Origin of the sequence: Qipengyuania rhodophyticola (assembly GCF_042493225.1) — a bacterium.
Lineage (GTDB): Bacteria > Pseudomonadota > Alphaproteobacteria > Sphingomonadales > Sphingomonadaceae > Erythrobacter.
Genome location: NZ_CP170454.1, coordinates 2,466,915 through 2,489,663 on the forward strand (window position 1 = coordinate 2,466,915; position 22,749 = coordinate 2,489,663).

Consider the following 22,749-nt stretch of genomic DNA (forward strand, 5'->3'; position numbering starts at 1 on the left):
CGTTGCGCGCCAGAGGCAGATCAGTCCCGAACGTCCGTATAACGTTCCCAAAGGTCCGGCCTGCGTAACCGTGTATCGTCTTCGCTTCGCTGCTTTCGCCACGCCGCGATTTTCGCATGATCCCCCGATCGCAACACTTCAGGGATCGTGCGCCCTTCCCATTCCTGAGGTCGGGTATATTGCGGATACTCCAAGAGGCCGTCCTCGAACGACTCTTCAGTCCCGCTAGAAGGCGCGCCCATTACTCCGGGAAGCAGGCGAATGCAAGCATCAACTATGGCTAGCGCAGCGGGCTCTCCGCCCGACAGCACGATGTCGGCAAGGCTGACCTGCTCAATTTGCGGGCGTGCCTCGAACAGACGCTCATCATAGCCCTCAAACCGGCCGCATAAAATGGTGACGCCGGGACCGGCGGCGATCTCGCGAATACGGGTCTGCGTGATCGGTTTCCCGCGCGGCGTCATGGCGAGAATGGGAGCTTGGGAACCCAAGACAGAATCCAACGCCGCGCCGAGCACATCCGCCCTCAGCACCATGCCCGCCCCGCCACCAGCGGGTGTGTCATCGACATTCTTGTGCTTGTCAGTCGCGAAATCGCGGATTTGAACCGTGTCCAGCGACCAATCCCCGCGCTCAAGCGCTTTTCCCGCTAGGCTTGCACCCAGCGGTCCAGGGAACATCTCAGGGTAGAGGGTCAGAATGGTCGCAGCGAAGGTCATTTGGAGGCCACACTCTGCTGGTGACGCTTACACCACCATGCAAGCGCTAACGCACCCCCAAAGGAAATGAGAATGGCGGGCATAAGCAAGTACCAGAACCGCCCCAGCCCAAACATCTCAAGGATCTTATCGCTGTAGCCGAAAATCGGAGCGATGTGGTCGTGTATCATTACCGACGCAACTATAGCGAAGACCGTGGCTAATGCTGCGGTAACAGGAAACCAGCGGTTTAGAGTAAGTCGATGAACGCCCCATACGAAAAGTAACGCAAACGGAAGCAAGATCATTCCGTCAAGCGCTGATGCCAACAAATCAACCCAATGTTGAGATGAATCGCTGGTCGAGAATTGGTTCACCGGAGCATCACCAACCGCTGCGGCGATTAGTTTGGTGGCGCTCATCCCCACGTCACCCCATCCTTCGCCCTTGTATCAACACTCAATTTAAACACATCAGGCCGCGAGTAGTGACCATCGGTATCGAGGCTGGCGAGGCCCTCGCCGATCATGCTCAGATCAAGCTCTGCATGCAGGATTTCTTCGCCCTCGCCTGCCTGCGCGACAATGCTCGCATCGGGAGCGATAATCATCGAGCCGCCGCGATTGAGCACATCGCTGTCTATCGTTTCGATTAGCTCGCGCGCCTCATCTGAGCCACCGGCCAGATCCAATCCTTCAAACAAATCCGCCTTTGACTGCACCAGCCCTGCGGCAAGCACAAAACAGCGCCCCTCCATGGCATAATGGCGGCTTGCAATGCCATATTCCTCGCGCACCGTAGGCCATGCGGCCACATGCACATTCTCGCCCAGATTATGCATCGCCGCGCGGGCCAGCGGCATCCAATGCTCCCAGCAGATCAGCGAGCCCACCCGGCCCCACTCCGCCTGATGCGCTCCAATCGTCGAGCCATCGCCGCGCATCCAGATCAGCCGCTCGCCATGCGTCGGCACCAGCTTGCGGTGATCAAGCACAGGCAGGCCGGGGCGGAAGGTCATCTGATTGTTATAGAGGCTCTGCCGCACCCGTTCGTGCGCGCCAATGCTAATTACTGCGCCAGTTTCATCGCAGAGTTCTTGCAAGGGCAGCAGCCGCTCATCGCCCGGAACAATAGCCTGATCCAGCATGATCCGGTGTAATGCTTTGCTGCCCGGATGATCCCACAGCGCCGCACCCGGTGCTTCATCCAGCCACAGCGGATACCCGCCCAGAAATGTCTCACCAAATGCGACGAGCTGAGCACCGCCATCAATAGCCTCGCGCGCAAGCTTTGTGGCTTTTTCTATACCCGGGCCGAATGCCAATGGGATCGGTGCGGCTTGTACGATTGCTACGTTGAGTGTGTTCATGAGGGCCGCTTAGGCGCGCATCTCAGCCACCGCAACCTCCACAGCCGCCGCCGCAGCCGCCGTCGCCTCCATCGCTGTCACCGCCCGACCCGCTATCTCCGCCGCTGCTCTGACGCATGCTGTGATAGGCGAAGAGAGGCGTCCCCACCAAAACGCCCGTTCCGTAAAGGCCGACCGCTTGGCCATACTCATTCTGTGTCGGAGCACTTTTCAGCCGCTTGTGTTGCTCTTGCGCGTCTTTGAGCGCTCTATTGCCAGCTTGGGTCCGCGGATTGAGAGCAGCCATACGAATGAGCATGCACCCTGCTGTCAAGATCATTAGCGCGACGAGGAAGCCGGTCGGCTCACCCAATTCGGTACCGGCCTGCATACGGTAATAGCCCAGCACAAGAATGAAAATGTAAGGCAGCGCAGGAATAAGTCGGAATGAAAGACGATCACCGGGCGCGATCATCAGGCCTTTCGCAACCAGCGATTGTTCGATCCGCTCTTCATAGCCATCGAGTACGCGCTTGGCATCCGACCATTTCACTGAGCCAACCGAGCCAAGCACCGCGCGTTCGGCAGCGGTTTCGCCCGCCTGCGTCTGCGCAACCGTCAACCTATCCTTGCTCTCAATGCTCAACGCGCCGCGCCCCAGCAAGCCAGCCAGCACTCCGTCGACAAATCGCGTTTTACCGCCAGCAAGGAAGGCAAGCTCTTCTGCGTCAGTGAGTACGCCAGAGCGGCCCTCTTCACGCAAGAAAGTGGGGATCCAAAAACCCGCTACCACCGCCGCGGCCAGCAAGCCTCCATAAAACACCAAAAAGTCACTGCCAGTATAGCTTGTGAAGAACTCCATTAGTGTACTCCTCCTGCCCAAAGCGCGAACACGATTACTGTAAATGTAATTACGAAAGCTGGCCACGCGTGTTTGCGAGGCAGGACGATAACATCAGCGGGGTTAATGCGAAAACCCATAGGATCGACGCCGAAGCGGCGCGCAGCGGGCGCCCAGATATCGTCCGGCGGCGGAGCGCCGAACGTCTCCTCGTAGAATTTCAGTGTGGCGGCATATTGCTCGTAGTAGCGCATGCGTTCCGCCGTGCCGCCAGCGGTGGGACCGTGGTGAAACTCAGCGCCCAGTATATCGGGGCAAAATCGCTGCCAGTAATCACGCGAATAGGTGAGGTGGAGATGCCACGCCTGATCGACGGCATCGGATGGCGTGACGTCATGCCCCAGCGCCTCCTGCGCAGCCATGGCCAGATAGCAAAAGCGTTTATATTCAACGATTACGCGGCCTGTGTATTCGTCGTCCCAGCGGTTTTCGCGAGACAACCGATAAGCAAATGAGAATTCCGCGTCAGGCGGGCCAATTTCGTAAGGCGCGAGCCGCCTTCCCAGCGGGGTATCAGGAAAATGGGATGGTGCGGCGTCCATAAGGTTCACCTATCCCAAAATTCCTCCGCAATCACTAATTGCGCCTCATCCCAGCTTGGCACCGCGTCTTTGCTGAGCGGAACCATAAACTTCTTGCCATCTGGTTTTTCGATCTCGACCACTTCACTCGCGCCGTAATTCGCCACAGCAAGCACGCGCCCAACGGGCTCGCCAGTGTCTGTCACCACGGCAAGGTTCATCAGGTCGGAATAATAGAATTCGCCCTCTTCAAGCTCGGGCAAGTCTTTGCGCGATATAGACAGCACAGAGCCGCGCAGCTTTTCCGCATCGCCGCGACCCGTGACCTCGACAAAGCGGGCGACTGCCCCGCCCCTGTTGTCGCTGCGGACTTTCTTAAGAGTGAGCGCGCGTTGATCCTGCGCGCCCTCTTTGCCCACATTGATGCTCCTATAAGCTTTGAGAGCTTCCCAGCCCTCGCCAAAGAGCTTGAGACGAACTTCGCCCGTCACGCCATGCGCGCCGGTAATGGCGGCCAGCGTAACGGGCGTGTCAGTCATATCTGAAATTACTCAGACTTTTCTTCGGCTGCGTCTTCTGCAGGTGCTTCTTCAGCAGCTGCTTCCTCGGCCGGTGCTTCTTCAGCAGCTGCTTCTTCAGCAGGCGCTTCCTCGGCAGCTGCTTCTGCTGGTGCTTCTTCAGCTGCAGCTTCTTCTACCTTGGCATCTTCCTCAGCAGGAGCGTTCTTCGCTTCTTCTTCGGCTTCCTTGGCGGCTGCGGCCTTCTCAGCCTTCTCTTCAGCGCGCTCAGTCGCTTTCTCGCCCGGCTTGGCCTTGTTCGGGTTGTTACGCGCGGCGCGCTCACGAATGCCAGCTGCATCGAGGAAACGAGCAACACGGTCAGAAGGCTGTGCGCCAACGCCGAGCCAGTAGCGCACGCGGTCTTCGACCAGCTGGACGCGCTTCTCGTCATCCTTCGCGAGCAGCGGATTGTACACGCCGATTTGCTCGAGATAGCGACCATCACGCGGTTTGCGGCTGTCAGCAGCCACGATCCGGTAGTAAGGACGCTTTTTCGCGCCACCGCGCGAGAGCCTAAGTGCAATTGCCATCTTGTATTACCTTTCCAGTCCAAATATCTGTAAAATTACTTCTTATTCAATAAATCTTTGAGGTCGTCGGGGAGCGTATCAGGGTCGACACTAGGCCCCTTACCACCTGCGCCGCCTCCCATTCCGGGCAGACCAGGCATTCCGCCGCCTCCCATACCTGGCATACCGCCGCCCATTGCGCCGCCGAGGCCTCCACCGCCGCCGCCAAACATGGATGCGAGGCCTTTGAGCCCGCCCATCTTCTTGATCTGCTTCATCGCGCGGGCCATTTCCTGATGCATTTTTAGCACCTTGTTGATCTGCGGAACATCCGTCCCACTACCCGCTGCTATGCGCCGCTTGCGCTTGGCATTCATCAGCTTGGGATTGGCGCGCTCTTTGGGTGTCATAGAGCCGATAATCGCCTCCATATGCACCAGAACCTTGTCATCCATGTCAGAGGCCGCCATCGCCGCCTTGGCCTTCTTCATGCCCGGCATCATGTTCGCCAGCATGCCAAGGCCGCCCATATTGCGCATTTGCTTGAGCTGCATGGCAAGGTCATTGAGGTCGAACTGACCCTTCGCCATCTTCTTGGCGAGCGCCTCGGCGTCCTCTTCCTTGATCGTCGTTGCGGCCTTCTCAACCAGGCTGACAATGTCGCCCATGCCCAGAATGCGGCCTGCCACCCGCTTTGGATCAAACGCTTCAATTTCGTCGAGCTTCTCGCCAGTACCGGCGAATTTGATTGGCTTGCCGGTGACATGCCGCATCGACAGCGCCGCACCGCCGCGTGCATCGCCATCCATACGTGTCAGGACAACGCCGGTTAGCGGGACCTCATCAGTAAAGCTCTTCGCGACATTGACCGCGTCCTGACCCGTCAGGCTGTCGACTACCAGTAGCACTTCGGTTGGCGAAGAAACTCCGGAAACAGCCTTCATCTCCGCCATCAGCGCTTCATCGACATGCAGGCGGCCTGCCGTATCGAGCAGCAGCACATCGCACGCCTGTAGCTTCGCCGAATCCATAGCGCGGCGCGCAATATCAACGGGTTGCTGGCCATCGACGATCGGGAGTGTTGCCACCTCGACCTGCTCGCCCAGCACCGCCAGCTGTTCCTGCGCCGCCGGACGGTTAACGTCGAGCGAAGCCATCAGCGACTTCTTGCCGTGCTTCTCGCGCAGCAGCTTGCCGAGCTTTGCCGTGGTCGTGGTTTTACCGGACCCTTGCAAGCCAACCATCATGATAACCACAGGCGGCTTGGCTTCGAGGATCAGCCCTTCGACCTCTTTCCCGCCCAGCATATCAACCAGTTCGTCATTGACGATTTTGACGACTTGCTGACCTGGCGTGACCGATTTCAGAACTTCTGAACCAATCGCCTTCTCAGTCACCGAGTCGATAAAACGGCGAACAACAGGCAGAGCAACGTCTGCTTCGAGCAAAGCCACACGCACTTCGCGCATCGCATCGCGCACATCCTGTTCGGACAGCGCCCCGCGCCCTTTGAGCTTGTCAAAGACGCCGCCTAAACGGTCGGACAGATTGTCAAACATCGTCTTCAAACTCCTCACTCAGGCTTACGCCCTCGCTCGATTCTATCTGGTCGCTTTCCGAACCGAAAAAGTGGCTGCCACTTTTTCTGGAAAACTCCCTTCTCAATTCCCGCAACGAGGCGGACTAAACGCGAAAAACGCCGGCGAACGAAACCTCGTTGGCCAGCGTGCGGTCGTTAAACCGACTTGTTTGGTTCGAATGGTGGAGCCTAGCGGGATCGAACCGCTGACCTCAACACTGCCAGTGTTGCGCTCTCCCAGCTGAGCTAAGGCCCCAATCATTCATGTTCGAAGCGCCGCAAAGCACTCCAATATTAGGTTGCGAGCCGATATACACGGCACCCACGCAACGCAAGCGCTAATTAGGTCTCATCGGCCTCATCATCGCCTTTGCCTTTGGAGACGCCAAGGTCATCATCGCCGCCTAGATCCACCTCATTATCCGGTGAATCCTCTTCCTCGTCGATGTTTTCCAGATCATCATCGGCCAGGTCGCTATCCGCCTCGCCTTCTTTCTTCTTGCCAGTTTCCTCAAAAGGAATTGGCTGCTTGGACTTCAGAACTGGCTCAGGGAACCACTCTTCACCGCATTCGATGCAGGTGACAGGCTCTTCCTTCGTCAAATCATAAAAGCGTGTACCGCATTTCGGGCAAGTCCGCTTCGTGCCCCATTCTGGTTTGACCATGTGTAATCCTTGATTGTCCTGCGCCATCTAAGGCGCGCAAAATTTTGTGTCTCTTGATGGGTGCTGGCATCCTCGCATTCAAGGGCGTGGAATCACAAGCACATCATTGGCGCGGCGCCTTGCCAGAACGCAGAGGCACTGTCAAAGACGCGCTCGCTTTAACATCTCTCTTACGCAGGATTTCGCTTCTCTTGACCGCTCACCGCTTCTCTTCAAATGGCCCGCTCACAGGCCGCATCCGCGTGCCCGGAGACAAATCGATCAGTCATCGCTCCCTGATGCTAGGCGCACTGGCGATTGGCGAGACGCGGGTCACTGGCTTGCTGGAGGGCGAAGATGTCCTCGCTACAGCTGAGGCGATGCGGCAAATGGGCGCCAGCATTGTGCGCGAGGATGACGGAACTTACCGCGTCAACGGCGTCGGCGTCGGCGGATTGCTGCAGCCCAAGGGCGCGCTTGATATGGGTAACAGCGGGACCTCCACGCGGCTTCTGATGGGTCTGCTCGCAAGCCACGGCATCACAGCTGCGTTTACGGGAGATGCGAGCCTTTCTGGCCGCCCGATGGGCCGCGTGATTGAACCTCTCTCGCAAATGGGTGCGCAGTTCACGCCCTCGCCTGGCGGTACGCTCCCGCTAATGATGGATGGTTGCGAACCTGCCGTTCCGATCACCTACCGCCTGCCCGTGGCCAGTGCGCAAGTGAAAAGCGCGGTGCTGCTCGCTGCATTGAATACGCCAGGGATTACGAAGGTGATTGAGCCGGTGCCTACCCGCGACCACTCTGAGCGTATGCTGAAAGGGTTTGGTGCAGAGATTACCGTCGAGGAAGCGGACGGAGAGCGACATATAGCTATGAGCGGTCCATGTGATCTGACCCCGTGCAACATCGAAGTCCCAGGAGACCCCTCATCCGCTGCGTTTTTCATAGTTGCGGCGCTACTTGTACCTAGCAGCGATCTGGTGATCGAAAATGTCGGCCTCAACCCCACACGTGCAGGCCTCATCACAGTTCTACGCCAAATGGGCGGTTCAATCGAAGAGCTGAACGCGCGCGAAGTCGGCGGCGAGCCTGTCGCTGATCTTCGTGTGCGCCATTCACAGCTCACGGGCATTGCTGTTGGTCCAGCGATTGCACCTGCGATGATTGACGAATTTCCCGTGCTGTTTGTCGCAGCAGCTTTGGCTAATGGCACTACCACCACTACCGGCCTCGAAGAATTGCGCGTCAAGGAAAGCGACCGGCTAACCGCGATGGCCGATGCGCTGCGGCTCGCAGGCGCTCAGGTGGAAGAGCATGATGATGGGCTGGAAATTGCCGGCAGCGGCGGTGAACCTCTGCACGGCACCAGCGATGCGCCAGTGACAACACATCTCGACCACCGGATCGCGATGAGCATGGCGATTGCGGGGCTTGCGAGCAGCGGCGGCGTGGAGGTAGACAGCACTGATCCCATCGCTACCAGCTTTCCGAATTTCATGGACCTGCTGAGCGGAGCATCGGCATGAGCACCCCGCTCGATATCTATTCAATCATTGGCTTTGTCGGCACGGCCTGCATCATCGCCGCCTACGCCTATCTAACGCTCAAAGACGAGCCCAACCCATTTGTCCTACATGGCACCAATTTGACTGGCGCGGCGCTCCTGACGGTCTCGCTATTGGTACACACCAATTGGCCCAGCCTTGTGCTAGAAGGTTTTTGGGCCGCAATCGCGATCTTTGGTCTGTGGAAGGCGTTCCGCACGAAACGAGCTGAGGCCTCCACATGATTATCGCCGTCGATGGCCCTACCGCCTCGGGCAAAGGCACCATTTCCAAAGCACTTGCGGGGCATTTTGGCCTCCCACACCTCGACACTGGCCTGCTCTACCGCGCGGTTGGCCGGCAGGTCGCGCTAAACGGCGGAGATGCGGATAATGCTGCGGACGCGCTCGCAGCATGCGACTTCCCCGAAAGCTTGCTCGCCGATGATGTATTACGCTCGGAAGGCTCGGGCAGTCTTGCGAGCCGCGCCTCTGTCCACCCACAAGTGCGGCAAGCCCTGTTCGAGCGCCAGCGCGCCTTCGCACAGCAAGCAGGTGGCGCTGTGCTCGATGGACGCGATATTGGCACTGTGATCGTGCCCGAGGCTGATGCGAAATTATTCGTCACCGCATCTGTCCAATCGCGGGCAGTTCGCCGTCATGCCGAGATGGTCGGACGCGGCGAAAGCGCAACGCTTGAAGAAATCGAGGCAGATCTCGCTCGCCGCGACGCCCGCGATATGAACCGCATGGATGCGCCGCTGGTGCCTGCGAAAGATGCGATGATCTTTGACACCACACATTTCGACAAGGACGAAGCGATTGCAGCCGCGATCGAGGCAGTTAACGCACGACTATCCGGCTAGCACTGAACGGGTCATTCCCGATGATCCGCAAGGGCGACTGCCCGCCCGCAGCGACGCGGCCCTCAGGTCGCATGAGCGAGGATATCGCGCTCGCGGAGGCGAGTGCGCAAACAAGAAACCGCCACGCCCTAAATACCTTGCTATTTCGCGTCTTCCGGCCTAAGCGCGCGTCCGTTCTTGCAATCTATCGGATTTCACGAACCTGCATGATGGCATCCGGCCCCATGCGGAACACGGCCCTCTTGCCCTGTTAGCCACCGTAATAGTGCGGCGGAGACAGTTTAAGACCCCGGATGAACCGGTGGCCGGTAGCAAACATGATTTAGGACTACCAACCATATGGCTACTTCTGCCAATCCTACGCGCGACGATTTCGAAGCGCTACTTAACGAACAACTTGGCGGTGCAGACGACGGCGGCTTTGAAGGCCGCGTTGTAAAAGGCACTGTTACGACAATCGAAAATGGCATCGCGATGATCGATGTGGGCCTCAAAAGCGAAGGCCGCATTGATCTTAAAGAATTCCAACGCTCCGAAAATGAGACCGCGCCCAATGTTGGCGATGAAGTCGAGGTTTTCGTTGACCGCGTTGAAAACGCTGATGGCGAAGCCATGCTCAGCCGCGACCGCGCCCGCCGCGAAGCTGCTTGGGACAAGCTTGAAAACGAGTTTGGCGAGAACGCCCGCGTCGAAGGCCGCATCTTTGGCCGTGTCAAAGGTGGCTTCACTGTCGACCTCGACGGCGCTGTAGCGTTCCTGCCCGGCTCACAAGTCGATATCCGTCCCGTGCGCGATGTCGCTCCTCTGATGGATATGCCGCAGCCATTCCAAATTCTCAAAATGGACCGTCGCCGCGGCAACATCGTTGTCTCACGCCGCGCTGTTCTGGAAGAGACCCGCGCAGAGCAGCGCAGCGAGCTGATCGACAAGCTTGCCGAAGGTCAGGTTATCGAGGGCGTAGTCAAGAACATCACCGATTATGGTGCGTTCGTTGATCTGGGCGGCATTGACGGCCTGCTCCACGTCACTGACATGAGCTATAAGCGCGTTAATCACCCGAGCGAAATGATCGAAATCGGCCAGTCTGTGACTGTCCAAATCGTCCGTATCAACGAAGAGACGCAGCGCATCAGCCTCGGCATGAAGCAGCTGGAAAGCGATCCGTGGGACGGTGTCGCAGCGAAATATCCGCTCGGCATGAAGCTCACCGGTACAGTCACCAACATCACCGAATATGGTGCATTTGTTGAGATTGAAGCTGGCATTGAAGGCCTTGTCCACGTCTCTGAAATGAGCTGGACCAAGAAGAACGTTCACCCTGGCAAGATCGTTTCGACAAGCCAGGAAGTCGATGTTCTGGTTCTCGAAGTGGATTCGGATAAGCGCCGAATCTCGCTCGGCCTAAAGCAAGCTCAAGGCAATCCTTGGGAAGAATTTGCCGAGAAGCACCCAGTGGGCAGCAAGGTCAATGGCGAAGTCAAGAACGCTACCGAGTTCGGCCTGTTCATTGGCCTCGATGGCGACGTGGACGGCATGGTCCACATGTCAGACATCGCATGGGGCATTTCGGGTGAAGACGCCCTCGCCCTGCACCGCAAGGGTGAAGAAGTCGAAGCGATCGTTCTCGACGTGGACGCCGATAAGGAGCGCATCAGCCTCGGCATGAAGCAGCTCGAAAAAGGTGCTCCAAGCGCGGATGGCGGCGACACAAGCGCGCTGCGCAAAGGTCAGGTTGTTACTGTCACTGTTCTCGAAGTTCGCGATGGCGGCCTCGAAGTGCAAGTTGGCGAAGACGGCGCAACCGGCTTCATCAAGCGGACCGATCTTGGCCGCGACCGCGACGAGCAACGTCCTGATCGCTTCCAAGCCGGCGCAAAGATCGACGCAATGGTTGCTGGCTTCGACCGTTCGAAGAAGCCAAACTTCTCGATCAAGGCGCGTCAGATCGCCGAAGAGAAGGAAGCTGTGGAGCAGTTCGGTTCATCCGATTCGGGTGCATCACTCGGCGACATCCTCGGCGAAGCGCTGAAGAAAGGCGACTAAGCCCGCTTTCACCGCACAAATTAGGAAGGCCCGTTTGCAGCGATGCAGGCGGGCCTTTTCTTTGTCTTCCATCGAGCGGGCAAGAAGCATAGAGTGGACGCATGATTGAGATTCACCAGTTCCCGTGCCTGTCCGATAATTACGGATTTCTAGTCCACGATCCCGCTAGCGGAGAGACCGCAGCAATCGATACGCCCGATGCGGCCGAGTATCTGAAACAGGCCGAGGCCAAAGGCTGGACCATAACGCAGATATGGAACACCCATTGGCACCCGGACCACGCGGGCGGGAATGCGGATATCGTCACGGCAAGCGGCGCGACTATTGTGGCCCCGGCTGAGGTCGAGCGGATTTCCAAGATCGACCGCGTCCTCACACATGGTGACACTGTGTCGCTGGGCGGCTTCACTGCGCATGTCATTGACGTATCAGGCCACACAAATGGCCATATCGCCTTCCATATGCCGGAAGCTGGCGTGGCCTTTGTGGGAGACAGCGTGTTTGCGCTGGGCTGCGGACGGATGTTTGAAGGCCAGCCCGATCAGTTCTGGGATAGCCTCTCTCGCATCAAGGCTTTGCCCGCCAACACTACGCTCTATTGCGCTCATGAGTATACGCAGGCCAACGCGAAATTCGCGATCCACGCAGACCCGGAGAACACAGCCTTGCAGAGCTATGTCGCTGAGATTGATGCAAAGCGCGCGAAGGATGAGCCAACTGTGCCGACCGTGCTCTCGCGCGAACTTGCGACGAACCCGTTCTTGCGCGCTGACGATCCAGTGCTCGCCGCGAAATGGGGCGGTCACACGCCTGCCCAGACTTTTGCGGCCCTGCGTGCGGGCAAAGACAATTTCTAGCCCCGCATGATAGCATTGCAGGTCAGCCAGTTGAGCGGCGACATGTCTGGCGTCGAGCTGATGGAGCTGCCTGATCCAGTTCCAGGCGAAGGCGAAGTGCTGGTGAGAGTGCGCGCGGCCTCACTCAATTACCCTGACCTATTGATGACGCGCGGCTCATATCAGTTCAAACCTGAACCACCTTTTGTGGCTGGGATGGAGCTTGCGGGCGAAGTTGTCGCAGCGGATCCTGAAAGCGGTTTCGCGCAGGGAGACCGCGTGGTTGGCGGCGCGAAGACCGGGGGGATGGCCGAACTGGTCGTCCTACCCTCACGAAATGTCCGCAAAGTCCCCGAGCAGCTCGATCTCGTAACCGCAGCGGCCATGGGCGCCGCCTATCAGACCGCCTATGTCGCGCTGGTCGAGCTTGGGCAGCTGGAGGCCGGACAAACCGTCCTCGTCCACGGTGCAAGCGGCGGCGTAGGTCTTGCTGCCTGCGATCTTGCGAAAGCACATGGCGCGAAGGTGATTGCAGCGTCACACCGCGAGGAAAAACTCGGACCCTTGCGCCAAATCGCTGCGCCCGAGGCCGCAATCGTCAATCGCGGACGGTTTCGCGAGCAAGTGGCCGAGCTCACCGATGGACGGCTTTGCGATCTCGTGTTCGATCCGGTCGGCGGCGAGATCTTCGATGAAAGTACGCGCTGTGTCACCTTTGGCGGTAAACTGCTGGTGGTGGGCTTTGTCGCGGGCCGCATTCCCGAGATTGCAGTCAATATCCCGCTGATCAAGGGCTTCTCCGTGGTCGGTGTGCGCGCTGGCGAATATAGCCGCCGTTTCCCGGACCAAGGGCAACGGATCATGGAGACGCTTGATCAAATGGCAGTCGAAGGGCGCATTACCCCGCACATTGACCGCAAACTGCCGCTCAGCGCATGGCGCGAGGGATTTGAGGCAATGCAGCGCGGTGAGATCGTCGGAAAGGTCATCTTCGAACCTTAGAATGGTATTGGCGAGCCAAACCTTCGCTAGGTTTCCCACACGAAAAAGGCGACCCTGGGGCCGCCTCTATCAATCGCCATCAGCCTTTCGCAGACCTCACAGCCCAGCAATAACCTCATCAGCGAGCTTGCCATCAGCCTTTGCATCATGCTTATCCGCGATCAGCACCTTGCTCGCCGTTGTCGCAGCGAGAGCCGCGCGGTTGCGAACATCTTCGATCGCATCGCGCTCTGCAGCGGCAATCTTGTCCTCGGCCATGCGCTTGCGGCGCTCGACCATCGCCTTGCTGTCAGCTTCCGCTTTCTCGACAATCGCATCCGCCTCGCTTTGAGCACCTTCGATCATCGCCTCAGCATCTTTTTCAGCACCAGCGATCTTGTCAGCATATTCCTTGCGCAGAGCCTCTGCTTCGGCTCGCAAGTTCTTTGCTTCATCAAGCTGCTGCTTGATTTCGGCAATCTTATTGTCGAGCCCGCCCGTGATCAAACTGGGCACTTTCTTCCAAACGAAGATCGCGATCAACACAGCCATCGAGATCGACACCCACTGGTAGGGCTTGAGGCCCCACAAACTTGGTTCAGCGGCTACAGCAGCGCCTTCTGCCCCTGCGGCTAGGATAAACATCATATCAGCCATGCATCGCCGCCTTCACAGCCTTCGCGGCTGCTGGTTTGGTGATCTTGACACCGGTGAGACGCGAGACGATGTCCTGCGCAGCATCCGCCGCAACAGTTTCCACCTCAGCCAGCGCTTCACCGCGAGCGGTTTCAATGCGTGCCTCAGCCTCATCGAGCTTTTTGTCGAGACGCTTTTGAGCCGCTGCCAACTTCTTCTCAGACTTCGCAGCTGCGTCAGCTTTCGCCTTCGCTACGATCTCCTGAGCCTTGGCGCGGTTTTCATTCTCGCGAACGCGCCACGCCTCTTCCTGTTCATCAGCAGCATCACGGGCAGCCTGCGCAGCAGCAAGATCATCAGCGATCTGCTTGTCGCGCAGATTTACGGTGTCCATCACTTTGGGCACCATACCGCGGCCAATAACGAAAAAGGTGAAGCCAAAGAACACAAGCAGCCAGAAAACCTGACTGGAATATGTCTCTGCTAGCTGGGCTATCTGAGGCATTGTTTAGAGCTCTTTACGCATCGCAAAAGAAACCAGCTTGTCAGGGTCAGAGCGAGAAAACCTCATCCCGACCCTGTCAAGCAATCATTAGGCGACGAAGATCAGGATCATCGCAACGACGAACGCCAGCAGGCCGAGAAGCTCAGCAGCAGCGAAGCCGATGAACAGGCGGCCTTGCTGACCGTCTGCAGCCCCTGGATTGCGCAGCGCGCTCTCAAGGAACGAACCAAAGACGTTACCCACGCCAATTGCGGCCATGCCAGCACCGATAGCGGCGAGACCTGCACCGACGAGCTTTGCAGCTTCTACTTCCATTTGAAAACTCCTTTAAAAACTTGAAAATCGTGAAAAAAGATCAGTGAAGATGTTCAGCGTCGTTGATGTACAGCGACGTCAGAAGAGCGAAAACATAGGCCTGAATGCCGGCGACCAAAATCTCCAGCGCGCTAATGCCGATCATCAGGATGAAGCTAGGGAGACCGACCAAGAGGCCAAAACCGAGGCCCGCGTTAGTGCCGTCGATTACAAAGCTCGACAGCACTTTGAGCAGAACGTGGCCCGCCATCATGGCAACGAATAGCCGCAATGCGAGGCTGAACGGGCGAACCAGGAATGAGATGAGTTCGATCGGGAAGATAACCGGGATCATGGGCAGCGGCGTTCCATGTGGCACGAACAGGGTGAAAAACTTCAACCCATGCTTCCAGAAGCCAACGATGAGAACGATCGAGAAGCTGATAATCGCGAGCACGCCGGTGACGGTAAAGTGGCTGGTGAAGGTAAACGGATGCACGCCGACGAGGCCAAGCGGCAGCAGGCCGAGCAAGTTTGCGATCAGGATGAACATAAACAGGCTGAATACGTAAGGCAGGTACTTGCGCCCGCCCTTGCCGATGTTCGCCTCAAGCATATCGTCGATGAAGCCGGTGAAGGTTTCCACCATCATCTGCCAGCGACCGGGCACGACTTGGCGTTTCATCCCGCCAAGGACGAACACAAAGAGCACCACCGTGGTGATGAGCATCCACATCGCAGAGTTTGTAAACGCGATGTTGAACCCAGCAACTTCCCAATTCGCGCCAATTACTGGCTCGATTGCGAATTGCTTCATCGGGTCGACTTTGGCCGGTTCGGCTGTCACAGAAAGTCCCTAATCGATTTGAACTTGCGCCCCTAACCCGCTCTTATAGCGAGTTATTCGTCGGGTTGCACGTTCGCCGCACGAATAATGTTCCTGAAGGCGACCACTATTCCGAGGAATAGGCCGATCAACAGACCCCATGGCGTGGTGCCAGCGAACCAATCAACGGTCCAGCCAATTACCGTACCACCTAAGATCCCACCAAGCAGATCCGCCAATACCCGGTTTCCGCTGCGATAATTCGCATCAGACCCGGTCATTTGCGGCTGGTTGCGTTCTTCTTCGCGCTCTTGAGCAGCCTTAAGCCGTTCTTCGAGCGCGTCGATGCGCGCATCCTCAGCGATGGGTTCCCGTGCGGGCTTATCGTCGCTCATGTTGTGATCCTTTATAAGGGGACGCACGACACGGGCACAGACTTGCCCGCCGAGGGCGCGCACCCCTTAGAAGGAGGCCCAATTCGAGTCAACATGTGACAACGCGTTCAGAGGGGAGAATTCCCCGCTCAAATGCTGCGCAGGCTTATGGACAGCGGCTGTCCCTCAGGGGCGCGCCCGATCCGCGCGTTTGCCAAGTGCCATCTGGTGCTTGATATTTCTCACCCTGTGCAGTTTTTGCAATAGCCAGGCAGCCCGATGTGAAGGCGTATTCTTCTAGCGTCGCACCATTTGACTGCGCGCGCTGCGCATAGACTGCGCGGCGTTTGATGTTGATATCATCGACAATCCGCTGAACCGCGGCGCTCGCCGAGCCGACAACGCCCAGATAGCCGTCCATCTTCTCGCCAACCTGCCCAGATGAGCGCGCTGCGGCATAGGCTGGATCACGCTGCGCGGAGGCTGGCGCAGTCACGCCAACAATCGCAGCGGCGAAAACCGCACCGGTCATCACTGTTTTAGTGAGAAATTTCATAACCCTACCCTCTCAGAAGATATCTGCATTATCTTCAATCGCGTCATTGGCATCTTCGGCAAGCCGATAAATCACTTCCTGACGTATGTTTACATTCAGCTCGATCACAATCGCCTCTTCCGGGGCATTTACCGTTATGCACCCGCCCAATGCGACCGTGGCGCAGGCCACTCCTGCTAATCTCATCGCCTTCATGGCCTATTCTCGCTTTCCTGGTCCTGAATAACAGATGTAGCCGGTTGTTCATCTTCCGGCCCTAATTCTTGTGACTGCGTTTCTTGGGACTGGTTTTCCCGCTCAATATCCTCAAGCCGCCTGAAGCGGACACCATCGCTCCCCAACAAGCCCAGCTCACGCGGGTCGCGCACCGAGGCCGGGTCGTAGAGCGATTTCATGGAGGTCAGCAGTTGATAAAACTGCGCGCGCACGTTCACTCGGAATTGCAGGGGCAGCTTGGCGAGCTGACGTGTCACCAGATTGCGGCTCGCATCATCACCTTGGCTCACGCCGTCAAAGCGGACTCGCGTAACGATTTCGCCGGTCAGGGGCCCCTCCATACCCACGGTCATTTGCGTGTAATTCAGGCTCCGCAGTGCATTGAACGCGAAATTCGCCATCGCACCAACGTCGGTATAGGTCAGGTCGCCGACATAGGAGACGTTGCCGCCTGGCTGACGCGATATCAGCAAGCCTTGAATGATTTGTCCGTTGCCATCGGTATCGAACACAATCGGCAAAGTGCCATCGAAAGTGCCGGTTGCGCTGAGATTGCTCAGCTCCAGCGTCTGGACAAAGCTTGCCGCATCGAGCCCGACAATCTCGAAGACGTAGCTGCGATCCTCTTCCACCGCGAAATCGAGGCGCGTGGGGCGCAGGATCAATTCGCCACCCATAAAGGGCCAGCGCCCGCCCTCGACTTGAACCAATTGGCCATTTGTGAGCGAGAACGTCATCTCGCCATCCATCACTTCCACTCCGGGATTGATCGCGGCAATGCTGAGCGATTGCGACGGCGCGGTGGTGAGGTTGATCAGATCGGTGAAGTTGATCGTGCCGCTCACGCCTTGGACCGGCCCAAAGGCGGCTGCAAAGTCAAAGCCTTGTGTGGAAAGTTGGCCTGAAGAAGCAACGCCTTGCTCGTTCCACTCGATGCGCCCCTGCCCCGTCACCGTGCCATCAGCAAGCGCGATCACGCCCCTTGCAAGCTCGCTCAAATCGACCGGCTGCAGCCCTTCGTTAAAGGTCAGGCCCGGAACTGTAATGCGCGCGGACCCAGCAGCGCTATCCAGCCTATGAAGCATATCAAACTCGGCCAAACGTGCTCCGTTCTTGGCGCTGTGTACTGAACCGATGCCCGTGATCTGCTGCCTCGCCCAATCGACACTGGCGACATTGACGAAGATCGGATTAAAGCGCGCGAAGTCCTGTTTATCGGCGATCGTCGCGACAGCGCTGGTGATCTGCGCCCCGTCCTCGGTGAGGCCCCATGTGCCGCTGCCTTCCGAAATGCTGATCGGCAAATCGCCAGAAATCAGCGCTAATCCTGTAAATGAGCCATTGTCATTTGCCCCGCCACCAAGCTCCAACCGTTCCAGCGAAACCTGGTTTTCATCTTCGGCACCGCCATATGAAAGCGAAACCCCTTCCAGAGTACCCCCGCTAGCGGAGTTGAAGCGTCCGCCAGCACTGGCAATGCGGAGAGGCGCGTCCTCATAAGCGCCAAGCAATGCAAATTCAGGAATAACCGCAGAGATTTGCACATCGCCGTCGCTCATCCGTGCAATCGCGCCGCCCGCGCCGGGGCATAGGGTCACCGCTGGCTGCGCGAAGCTCGCCCCATATCCGCTGACCTGCCCAGCTTTAACGCGCGCACAAGAGTTGCCGAGGCTGAGCGCGCCGCTGCGCTCCAATAGTCCCGTCACGGGAAGCTGAGCATCAGTGAACGCGACATCATACATAGTGCCGGATACACGGACTGCCCCGTCGATAGTCATTGCGCCACCGCGTTGCTGTGTGATTTGCATTTCAGGCAGCGCCGCAGTCGAGTTTCCAGCCGAATAAGGCGCCATGCGCATTCGGAAGACTGGCAGCCCTGCACTGCTCGTCTCCATTCGCCCCGAAATGCGCGGGAGCTCATCGCCATTGGTAACAATATTGCCCGCGAAGCGCGGCAGGCCATCAGCGCTGGACTGATATTCGATTTGGGACGCGGAAATGAGGGGCTGCCCGCGTGCATTCCTAACCCGCGCCGAAGGAATCGCCAGCGTCAGTGCTCCATCGGCCATGCGCGCAATGACTGGGGCTTCAAACGAGGCGTCGCGGAGTTGTGCCTTCACGGCTCTAGTGAACTTGCGCATCAGCGGGGCGATGAAGGCATCAGAGCTGCCCGAATTCGCAGAGCCAACCGCAGGCATCGCACTCGCCGAGAGATTGGCTCCTTCCGCGCTCAAGTCGCCGCGGACATCAAAATTGCGGAGGTCCGTGCTGGAACGAAAGGCACCGTCGAAACGCATTTCGTCTGCATTGACGTAATCGTGCGCAAAGCCAAGCAAGCGCACATCATGATCAATCGTCAGCCGATCGCTTGCGAAGGCACCGCGCACAACGCCTTCTGCGCCCTCAGCACTTGCCGCAAACCCAGCCGATCGGCCATTTAACCGGCTCGTTGTGAAATCAGTCTCAAGAGCAAACTGCGCGAATGTAGCGTCAGAAGAAGCCTCTATTTGCGCGGCCAAATCGCCAACGCGGACACCTTGCTCAGCGCAGGATATAGACGCCGCTCTGAGCGGGCCAATCAATTTCGGCGCGCCGTTGCTGGTGGTAATCTCGCCAAAAAGGGTCGTATCCTCGGCCTCACAGCCTTGTACCGCGAGCTTGGGCGCGGTCGCAGCAAATGTCCCAGAGAAACCATCTGCGAGATCACCATTTCCGTCGATCTTTAGACCAACAGGTCCGTACTCAGTTTCCAGCAAGGCCCGGCCATCAACGATGTTCAAATCGAGCTCAGGAAGCGCAAGCTCGGTAGTCTCGCCCTCAAACAAAACCGCATCAAGCGCCCCAAAGCTCAAGACCTGATCTTTGTAGCTCCCATAAAGCCGGGCGCCGCTTATTTCGATTGTACCAATCGTGGGTGCGCCAAAGCGATATTCGATCTCCGCCTTGATCCTGTCCGCGGTGAAATCGGGTGCGGCAGGATCACCCACCACAACATCGGTGAAAATCTGTTCGCGGCTGCCAATACTCTCGATCTCGTAGGTTGCCGGAAGATCATATTGCGCGAGCTGCTCGGAGATGAAATCCTTGGCAAATTGTTCCCGAGACATCCATGCGGTCAGGAACATCAGCGCGATCAACGCAATAGCCACGCCAGAAAAGATGACGCGCTTACGCTTCCAGCCGGCACCGCCAAGCACCTCTGGCGCATCGTCCTCTGTGTGATCGCTCGACCCGTTCATCCCACCCAACACTTGCGCCCAAGCCTCGCGAAAGGCAATGCGGCTACTCGTGAAATGTGTTTGCTGCGGGGGGCTTGCTTGCCTGAAGCTGAAGATAATCTGTTCGAGACGGGCTCTGAAAGTGGTAGGTCGCAAAAAGCGCAGGCCAAGAAACAAGCTGGCGCCGGCCACCGTTCACGGCTGCGGGAAAGGCTGCTCAACGGCGGGCCTGATGCTCTTGCAGATTACGAGCTGCTCGAATTTCTGCTGTTTGCGGGCATAAGGCGCGGTGACACTAAGCCTATCGCCAAAGCCTTGATCAAGCGGTTTGGCTCTTTTGCGGCTGTGCTCAATGCAGATCCCGCTTCTCTCGCGCAGGTCAAGGGCATGGGAGATGCCGGAGCCGCTGCGCTCAAAAGCGTGAGCCTCGCCGCGCGGCGCATGGCGAAGGGCGCGGTTCAGGACAAGCCTGTGCTGTCAAGCTGGCAATCGCTGATCGACTACCTCACTCTCGATATGGGCGAGCTTAATCATGAACGGGTCCGCGTGCTTTACCTTAACACGCGCAACACCCTGATCCTCGATCACATCGCCAGCGAGGGCTCGATTGATGAGGCGGCAATCCACCCGCGTGAAGTCATTCGCAAGGCGCTCGATATTGGAGCTACCGCGCTGATCCTCGTGCACAATCACCCGAGCGGCAATCCTGATCCGAGCCGCGCCGACATCACCATCACCAATCGTATTGCCGATGCTGGCCAACATTTGGGCGTGACCGTGCATGACCACGTGATTATCGGTAAGGGTGGACAACATGTCTCGCTACGCGCCAAGGGCCTAATCTAATCGGAGAATTGTTCTAAACAGTATCTCCGCGATTGGTGATCAGCCGAATTCCGGAATGATTGGCAAAGAAGCTCCAAATCCAATTGATGATCACTGTTGCGCGGTTCCTCGCCCCAGTGAGGAAGCCGACATGAACCACGCCCCAGAGCCACCATGCTATTGCACCAGACAATTTGAAGCGCCCGAAGTCGGCAACCGCTGACTTGCGCCCGATTGTCGCGAGACTGCCTTGATGATTGTAAGCAAAAGGGGCCAATTCGGGTTTGCCGAGCAACTCAGCCTCTACAAATGCGCCAACATAGACACCTGCCTGCTTCGCAGCGGGCGCAAGTCCCGGGACTGGATTGCCGTCCCAAGCATTGCTGCCCGCCGTATCGCCAATAACGAAGATATCCTCATGGTCCGCCACGCGAAGATGATCGTCCACGACAACTCGACCTGATCGATCAGACTCGACCTTCAGCCATTTGGCAGCAGGAGATGCCGCAACACCAGCCGCCCAAAGTACGGTTTCGGTTTCGATTCGCGTTTCATCGCCGATCATCACATGATCCCGCGCAATTTTAGTCACCCTGCCACCAGTGCGAATTTCAACTCCCAATTGATCGAGGGATTGGGCAGCTTTTTCTGAAAGTTCAGAAGGGAAAGCAGGCAAAATTCGGTCACCCGACTGAACGAGAATAACTTTGGCTTCGGACGGGTCGACAGTGCGAAATTCTCGATCCACACTGAATTTTGAAAGCTCAGCAATGGCGCCAGCCAGCTCAACACCGGTTGGCCCGGCACCAACAATGACGAATGTGAGCAGACGCTTGATTCGCTCTTCATCATTGATCGCTTCTGCTTGCTCAAAGGCCTCCAAAATTGATGCGCGAACCGCCACGCCGTTTTCGACCGTTTTCAGGCCTGGTGCGAAAGCACCCCATTCATCCTTGCCGAAATAGCTATGAGTGGCTCCCGTCGCGATCACGAGCTTGTCATAAACAACACTTTGATCGCCCAGATCAGCACCGCCAAAGGTCACGGTCTTGGTTTCTGTATCAATTGCGCTCACCTCGCCTTTGATAACGCGAACATTACCATCGGACTTGAAAAGGCTGCGGATCGGTGTCGCAATGTCCGCCGGGTTTAGTGTTGCTGTCGCGATTTGATACAAGAGTGGTTGAAACAGGTGATAATTGCGCTTGTCGATCACGGTTATGCGGACGGGGAGGCGCTTCAACCGATTTGCCGCAGCCAGCCCGCCAAAGCCCGCGCCCACCACCACAATATGCGGCCAATGATCAGGGATATCGGCATAGTCGCGGTCGAACAAAATGTTCTTCTCCATCCATCGCGCGATAAGGGAGTCCACGGACATGAGCCCGGCGCCGCGAGATTCATAAATCGCCAGCAGCAAGATTGGGTAAAGCGTCACGTCGGGATGAACGCCGACGATCATGAAGATACCTATCAGGATCCCCAGAGCGTAGGAAACAACGCTAGCAGCAAACCCGACCAACATGAGAATGCCAAAGGTGATTGCAAGCCAGTTCGGCATGCCGGTCAAAACGGTCGTTGGCAGCCAAGTCGCCAGGGTGATCGAGGGTTCAAAGAGATCGCTATAGGCGAAGAGTGCGAGGGCAAACCAAACACGAATGATGGCCATAACAAGCGGGGTGACGCGCTGTCGCAAAAACTCGCCGAACTTCACGCTCTGACGCGCAAACGGCAGCGCGCTCTGCTTCAAACCTGGAGCAAGCAGCCTGTCGAGAGAGAAACTCGCAGGGCCCTGCGCGACATACCAAAGCAGCATTGCAATGAGCATCAGGTTGGTGGTCGTGGGAACGTACACAGCCTGCGCCACAATCGTCAGTACAGCCATTGCAAGCGCAGCAGGTCTGGTGAAAAACCCTGCCAGCAAAAGCAGCGGGCCGATCAGCTCAATTGCCAATCCCGTTGCGGCCGCAGTTTCTGGCGCCATCCAGCTGACCGGATACTCGTTCGCTGCGAGAAATACCGCGGTTTCCCAATCGGCCACCTTTACAATGCCAGAGCGCAAGAAAGGCAGAGCCACAAAGAAGCGCACGATGATATCCGTGAACGGCCAGAAAACCTCCGCACCACCAGAATATAGCTTTGCCCAGCTGCGTAGCGTCACCCGCACGAACGGCGGCAAACGTTCTTCCTGAAGTTGGTGCGTGGGATCCGTCATCGACAAGCTCCTCCTTGGCCCTCTATTCGTTTGGTAGAGCCGCAGGTTACA

The 22,749-nt window shown here is 57.6% G+C and carries 25 protein-coding genes and 1 tRNA gene; 7 read left to right on the forward strand and 19 right to left on the reverse strand.

Annotated features, from left to right (window positions below):
* Positions 1-20 precede the first annotated feature (20 nt).
* The 10 genes from trmD to ACFCXQ_RS11835 all read right to left on the reverse strand — a co-directional run bounded on the left by trmD (position 21) and on the right by ACFCXQ_RS11835 (position 6,782).
* The gene (gene trmD / locus ACFCXQ_RS11790; protein WP_379550801.1) at positions 21-719 is read right to left on the reverse strand and encodes a tRNA (guanosine(37)-N1)-methyltransferase TrmD; all 699 of its coding nucleotides are present in this window, start codon (positions 717-719) and stop codon (positions 21-23) included.
* Positions 716-1,120: a hypothetical protein gene (locus tag ACFCXQ_RS11795; RefSeq protein ID WP_379550803.1), complete on the reverse strand. Its 405-nt coding sequence runs from the start codon at positions 1,118-1,120 to the stop codon at positions 716-718. The genes trmD and ACFCXQ_RS11795 overlap by 4 nt, the downstream gene beginning before the upstream one ends.
* A complete protein-coding gene (locus ACFCXQ_RS11800) occupies positions 1,117-2,067 on the reverse strand; it encodes a carbon-nitrogen hydrolase family protein (RefSeq protein ID WP_379550805.1) in 951 nt (316 codons plus the stop codon). The genes ACFCXQ_RS11795 and ACFCXQ_RS11800 overlap by 4 nt, the downstream gene beginning before the upstream one ends.
* 22 nt (positions 2,068-2,089) lie before the next feature.
* Positions 2,090-2,908: a TIGR04222 domain-containing membrane protein gene (locus tag ACFCXQ_RS11805; RefSeq protein WP_379550807.1), complete on the reverse strand. Its 819-nt coding sequence runs from the start codon at positions 2,906-2,908 to the stop codon at positions 2,090-2,092.
* The gene (locus ACFCXQ_RS11810; protein WP_379550809.1) at positions 2,908-3,489 is read right to left on the reverse strand and encodes a glycine-rich domain-containing protein; all 582 of its coding nucleotides are present in this window, start codon (positions 3,487-3,489) and stop codon (positions 2,908-2,910) included. The genes ACFCXQ_RS11805 and ACFCXQ_RS11810 overlap by 1 nt, the downstream gene beginning before the upstream one ends.
* Before the next feature lie 5 nt (positions 3,490-3,494).
* On the reverse strand, positions 3,495-4,007 hold the full coding sequence (rimM, locus tag ACFCXQ_RS11815) for a ribosome maturation factor RimM (RefSeq protein ID WP_379550810.1): 513 nt from the start codon (positions 4,005-4,007) through the stop codon (positions 3,495-3,497).
* A gap of 8 nt (positions 4,008-4,015) precedes the next feature.
* Entirely contained in the window at positions 4,016-4,558 is a 543-nt protein-coding gene (gene rpsP / locus ACFCXQ_RS11820) for a 30S ribosomal protein S16 (protein WP_379550812.1), read from the reverse strand.
* Positions 4,559-4,593: 35 nt separating this feature from the next.
* Positions 4,594-6,096, reverse strand: a complete 1,503-nt coding sequence (ffh, locus tag ACFCXQ_RS11825; protein ID WP_379550814.1) for a signal recognition particle protein — start codon at positions 6,094-6,096, stop codon at positions 4,594-4,596.
* A 200-nt stretch (positions 6,097-6,296) separates the two neighbouring features.
* Positions 6,297-6,372 (reverse strand) — tRNA-Ala (locus tag ACFCXQ_RS11830).
* Between the two features lie 86 nt (positions 6,373-6,458).
* Positions 6,459-6,782, reverse strand: a complete 324-nt coding sequence (locus ACFCXQ_RS11835; RefSeq protein ID WP_379550816.1) for a TIGR02300 family protein — start codon at positions 6,780-6,782, stop codon at positions 6,459-6,461.
* Positions 6,783-6,973: 191 nt separating this feature from the next.
* Here ACFCXQ_RS11835 and aroA point away from each other — a divergent pair, with 191 nt between their 5' ends.
* The 6 genes from aroA (at position 6,974) to ACFCXQ_RS11865 (ending at position 13,054) form a co-directional block, all read left to right on the forward strand.
* A complete protein-coding gene (aroA, locus tag ACFCXQ_RS11840) occupies positions 6,974-8,290 on the forward strand; it encodes a 3-phosphoshikimate 1-carboxyvinyltransferase (RefSeq protein ID WP_379550818.1) in 1,317 nt (438 codons plus the stop codon).
* Entirely contained in the window at positions 8,287-8,553 is a 267-nt protein-coding gene (locus ACFCXQ_RS11845; protein WP_379550820.1) for a CBU_0592 family membrane protein, read from the forward strand. Before aroA ends, ACFCXQ_RS11845 begins: the two co-directional genes overlap by 4 nt.
* Positions 8,550-9,173 carry a (d)CMP kinase gene (locus ACFCXQ_RS11850; protein ID WP_379550822.1) on the forward strand — a complete coding sequence of 208 codons (624 nt, stop codon included), beginning with the start codon at positions 8,550-8,552 and terminating at the stop codon, positions 9,171-9,173. Before ACFCXQ_RS11845 ends, ACFCXQ_RS11850 begins: the two co-directional genes overlap by 4 nt.
* A 339-nt stretch (positions 9,174-9,512) precedes the next feature.
* Positions 9,513-11,216, forward strand: coding sequence for a 30S ribosomal protein S1 (rpsA, locus tag ACFCXQ_RS11855; RefSeq protein WP_379550824.1), 1,704 nt, complete (start codon positions 9,513-9,515; stop codon positions 11,214-11,216).
* Positions 11,217-11,317: 101 nt separating this feature from the next.
* Positions 11,318-12,073 (forward strand): hydroxyacylglutathione hydrolase, encoded by a 756-nt coding sequence (gene gloB / locus ACFCXQ_RS11860; protein ID WP_379550826.1) that lies wholly within the window; start codon positions 11,318-11,320, stop codon positions 12,071-12,073.
* 6 nt (positions 12,074-12,079) lie between these two features.
* On the forward strand, positions 12,080-13,054 hold the full coding sequence (locus ACFCXQ_RS11865) for an NADPH:quinone oxidoreductase family protein (RefSeq protein ID WP_379550828.1): 975 nt from the start codon (positions 12,080-12,082) through the stop codon (positions 13,052-13,054).
* A 96-nt stretch (positions 13,055-13,150) separates the two neighbouring features.
* Here the strand turns inward: ACFCXQ_RS11865 and ACFCXQ_RS11870 are convergent, their stop codons facing one another.
* From ACFCXQ_RS11870 to ACFCXQ_RS11905, 8 genes are all read right to left on the reverse strand, one after another.
* Positions 13,151-13,690 (reverse strand): hypothetical protein, encoded by a 540-nt coding sequence (locus tag ACFCXQ_RS11870; protein ID WP_379550829.1) that lies wholly within the window; start codon positions 13,688-13,690, stop codon positions 13,151-13,153.
* Complete coding sequence (locus tag ACFCXQ_RS11875; protein WP_379550831.1) at positions 13,683-14,174, reverse strand: ATPase; 492 nt, start codon at positions 14,172-14,174, stop codon at positions 13,683-13,685. Before ACFCXQ_RS11875 ends, ACFCXQ_RS11870 begins: the two co-directional genes overlap by 8 nt.
* Positions 14,175-14,261: 87 nt before the next feature.
* Complete coding sequence (locus ACFCXQ_RS11880; protein ID WP_040964046.1) at positions 14,262-14,489, reverse strand: F0F1 ATP synthase subunit C; 228 nt, start codon at positions 14,487-14,489, stop codon at positions 14,262-14,264.
* 40 nt (positions 14,490-14,529) lie between these two features.
* The gene (locus ACFCXQ_RS11885) at positions 14,530-15,285 is read right to left on the reverse strand and encodes a F0F1 ATP synthase subunit A (RefSeq protein ID WP_379554656.1); all 756 of its coding nucleotides are present in this window, start codon (positions 15,283-15,285) and stop codon (positions 14,530-14,532) included.
* A gap of 83 nt (positions 15,286-15,368) precedes the next feature.
* Positions 15,369-15,689, reverse strand: coding sequence for an AtpZ/AtpI family protein (locus ACFCXQ_RS11890; RefSeq protein ID WP_379550832.1), 321 nt, complete (start codon positions 15,687-15,689; stop codon positions 15,369-15,371).
* 145 nt (positions 15,690-15,834) lie between these two features.
* The gene (locus tag ACFCXQ_RS11895; RefSeq protein ID WP_379550834.1) at positions 15,835-16,224 is read right to left on the reverse strand and encodes a YdbL family protein; all 390 of its coding nucleotides are present in this window, start codon (positions 16,222-16,224) and stop codon (positions 15,835-15,837) included.
* A 12-nt stretch (positions 16,225-16,236) separates the two neighbouring features.
* Complete coding sequence (locus ACFCXQ_RS11900) at positions 16,237-16,410, reverse strand: YnbE family lipoprotein (RefSeq protein ID WP_379550836.1); 174 nt, start codon at positions 16,408-16,410, stop codon at positions 16,237-16,239.
* A gap of 5 nt (positions 16,411-16,415) precedes the next feature.
* Positions 16,416-19,679, reverse strand: coding sequence for an intermembrane phospholipid transport protein YdbH family protein (locus ACFCXQ_RS11905; protein ID WP_379550838.1), 3,264 nt, complete (start codon positions 19,677-19,679; stop codon positions 16,416-16,418).
* A 78-nt stretch (positions 19,680-19,757) separates the two neighbouring features.
* On the opposite strand from ACFCXQ_RS11905, the gene radC reads away from it, so the two are divergent.
* Positions 19,758-20,504 carry a RadC family protein gene (gene radC, locus ACFCXQ_RS11910; protein ID WP_379550840.1) on the forward strand — a complete coding sequence of 249 codons (747 nt, stop codon included), beginning with the start codon at positions 19,758-19,760 and terminating at the stop codon, positions 20,502-20,504.
* Positions 20,505-20,517: 13 nt separating this feature from the next.
* Here radC and ACFCXQ_RS11915 read toward each other — a convergent pair whose 3' ends face one another.
* Positions 20,518-22,698: an FAD-dependent oxidoreductase gene (locus ACFCXQ_RS11915; protein ID WP_379550842.1), complete on the reverse strand. Its 2,181-nt coding sequence runs from the start codon at positions 22,696-22,698 to the stop codon at positions 20,518-20,520.
* Between the last annotated feature and the right edge of the window lie 51 nt (positions 22,699-22,749).

Bases quoted from the DNA above. Each gene is read 5' to 3' on its own strand.
- trmD (WP_379550801.1), bottom strand. From the start codon at position 719: ATGACCTTCGCTGCGACCATTCTGACCCTCTACCCTGAGATGTTCCCT.
- ACFCXQ_RS11795 (WP_379550803.1), bottom strand. From the start codon at position 1,120: ATGAGCGCCACCAAACTAATCGCCGCAGCGGTTGGTGATGCTCCGGTG.
- ACFCXQ_RS11800 (WP_379550805.1), bottom strand. From the start codon at position 2,067: ATGAACACACTCAACGTAGCAATCGTACAAGCCGCACCGATCCCATTG.
- ACFCXQ_RS11805 (WP_379550807.1), bottom strand. From the start codon at position 2,908: ATGGAGTTCTTCACAAGCTATACTGGCAGTGACTTTTTGGTGTTTTAT.
- ACFCXQ_RS11810 (WP_379550809.1), bottom strand. From the start codon at position 3,489: ATGGACGCCGCACCATCCCATTTTCCTGATACCCCGCTGGGAAGGCGG.
- rimM (WP_379550810.1), bottom strand. From the start codon at position 4,007: ATGACTGACACGCCCGTTACGCTGGCCGCCATTACCGGCGCGCATGGC.
- rpsP (WP_379550812.1), bottom strand. From the start codon at position 4,558: ATGGCAATTGCACTTAGGCTCTCGCGCGGTGGCGCGAAAAAGCGTCCT.
- ffh (WP_379550814.1), bottom strand. From the start codon at position 6,096: ATGTTTGACAATCTGTCCGACCGTTTAGGCGGCGTCTTTGACAAGCTC.
- ACFCXQ_RS11835 (WP_379550816.1), bottom strand. From the start codon at position 6,782: ATGGTCAAACCAGAATGGGGCACGAAGCGGACTTGCCCGAAATGCGGT.
- ACFCXQ_RS11845 (WP_379550820.1), top strand. From the start codon at position 8,287: ATGAGCACCCCGCTCGATATCTATTCAATCATTGGCTTTGTCGGCACG.
- ACFCXQ_RS11850 (WP_379550822.1), top strand. From the start codon at position 8,550: ATGATTATCGCCGTCGATGGCCCTACCGCCTCGGGCAAAGGCACCATT.
- rpsA (WP_379550824.1), top strand. From the start codon at position 9,513: ATGGCTACTTCTGCCAATCCTACGCGCGACGATTTCGAAGCGCTACTT.
- gloB (WP_379550826.1), top strand. From the start codon at position 11,318: ATGATTGAGATTCACCAGTTCCCGTGCCTGTCCGATAATTACGGATTT.
- ACFCXQ_RS11865 (WP_379550828.1), top strand. From the start codon at position 12,080: ATGATAGCATTGCAGGTCAGCCAGTTGAGCGGCGACATGTCTGGCGTC.
- ACFCXQ_RS11870 (WP_379550829.1), bottom strand. From the start codon at position 13,690: ATGGCTGATATGATGTTTATCCTAGCCGCAGGGGCAGAAGGCGCTGCT.
- ACFCXQ_RS11875 (WP_379550831.1), bottom strand. From the start codon at position 14,174: ATGCCTCAGATAGCCCAGCTAGCAGAGACATATTCCAGTCAGGTTTTC.
- ACFCXQ_RS11880 (WP_040964046.1), bottom strand. From the start codon at position 14,489: ATGGAAGTAGAAGCTGCAAAGCTCGTCGGTGCAGGTCTCGCCGCTATC.
- ACFCXQ_RS11885 (WP_379554656.1), bottom strand. From the start codon at position 15,285: ATGAAGCAATTCGCAATCGAGCCAGTAATTGGCGCGAATTGGGAAGTT.
- ACFCXQ_RS11890 (WP_379550832.1), bottom strand. From the start codon at position 15,689: ATGAGCGACGATAAGCCCGCACGGGAACCCATCGCTGAGGATGCGCGC.
- ACFCXQ_RS11895 (WP_379550834.1), bottom strand. From the start codon at position 16,224: ATGAAATTTCTCACTAAAACAGTGATGACCGGTGCGGTTTTCGCCGCT.
- ACFCXQ_RS11900 (WP_379550836.1), bottom strand. From the start codon at position 16,410: ATGAGATTAGCAGGAGTGGCCTGCGCCACGGTCGCATTGGGCGGGTGC.
- ACFCXQ_RS11905 (WP_379550838.1), bottom strand. From the start codon at position 19,679: ATGAACGGGTCGAGCGATCACACAGAGGACGATGCGCCAGAGGTGCTT.
- ACFCXQ_RS11915 (WP_379550842.1), bottom strand. From the start codon at position 22,698: ATGACGGATCCCACGCACCAACTTCAGGAAGAACGTTTGCCGCCGTTC.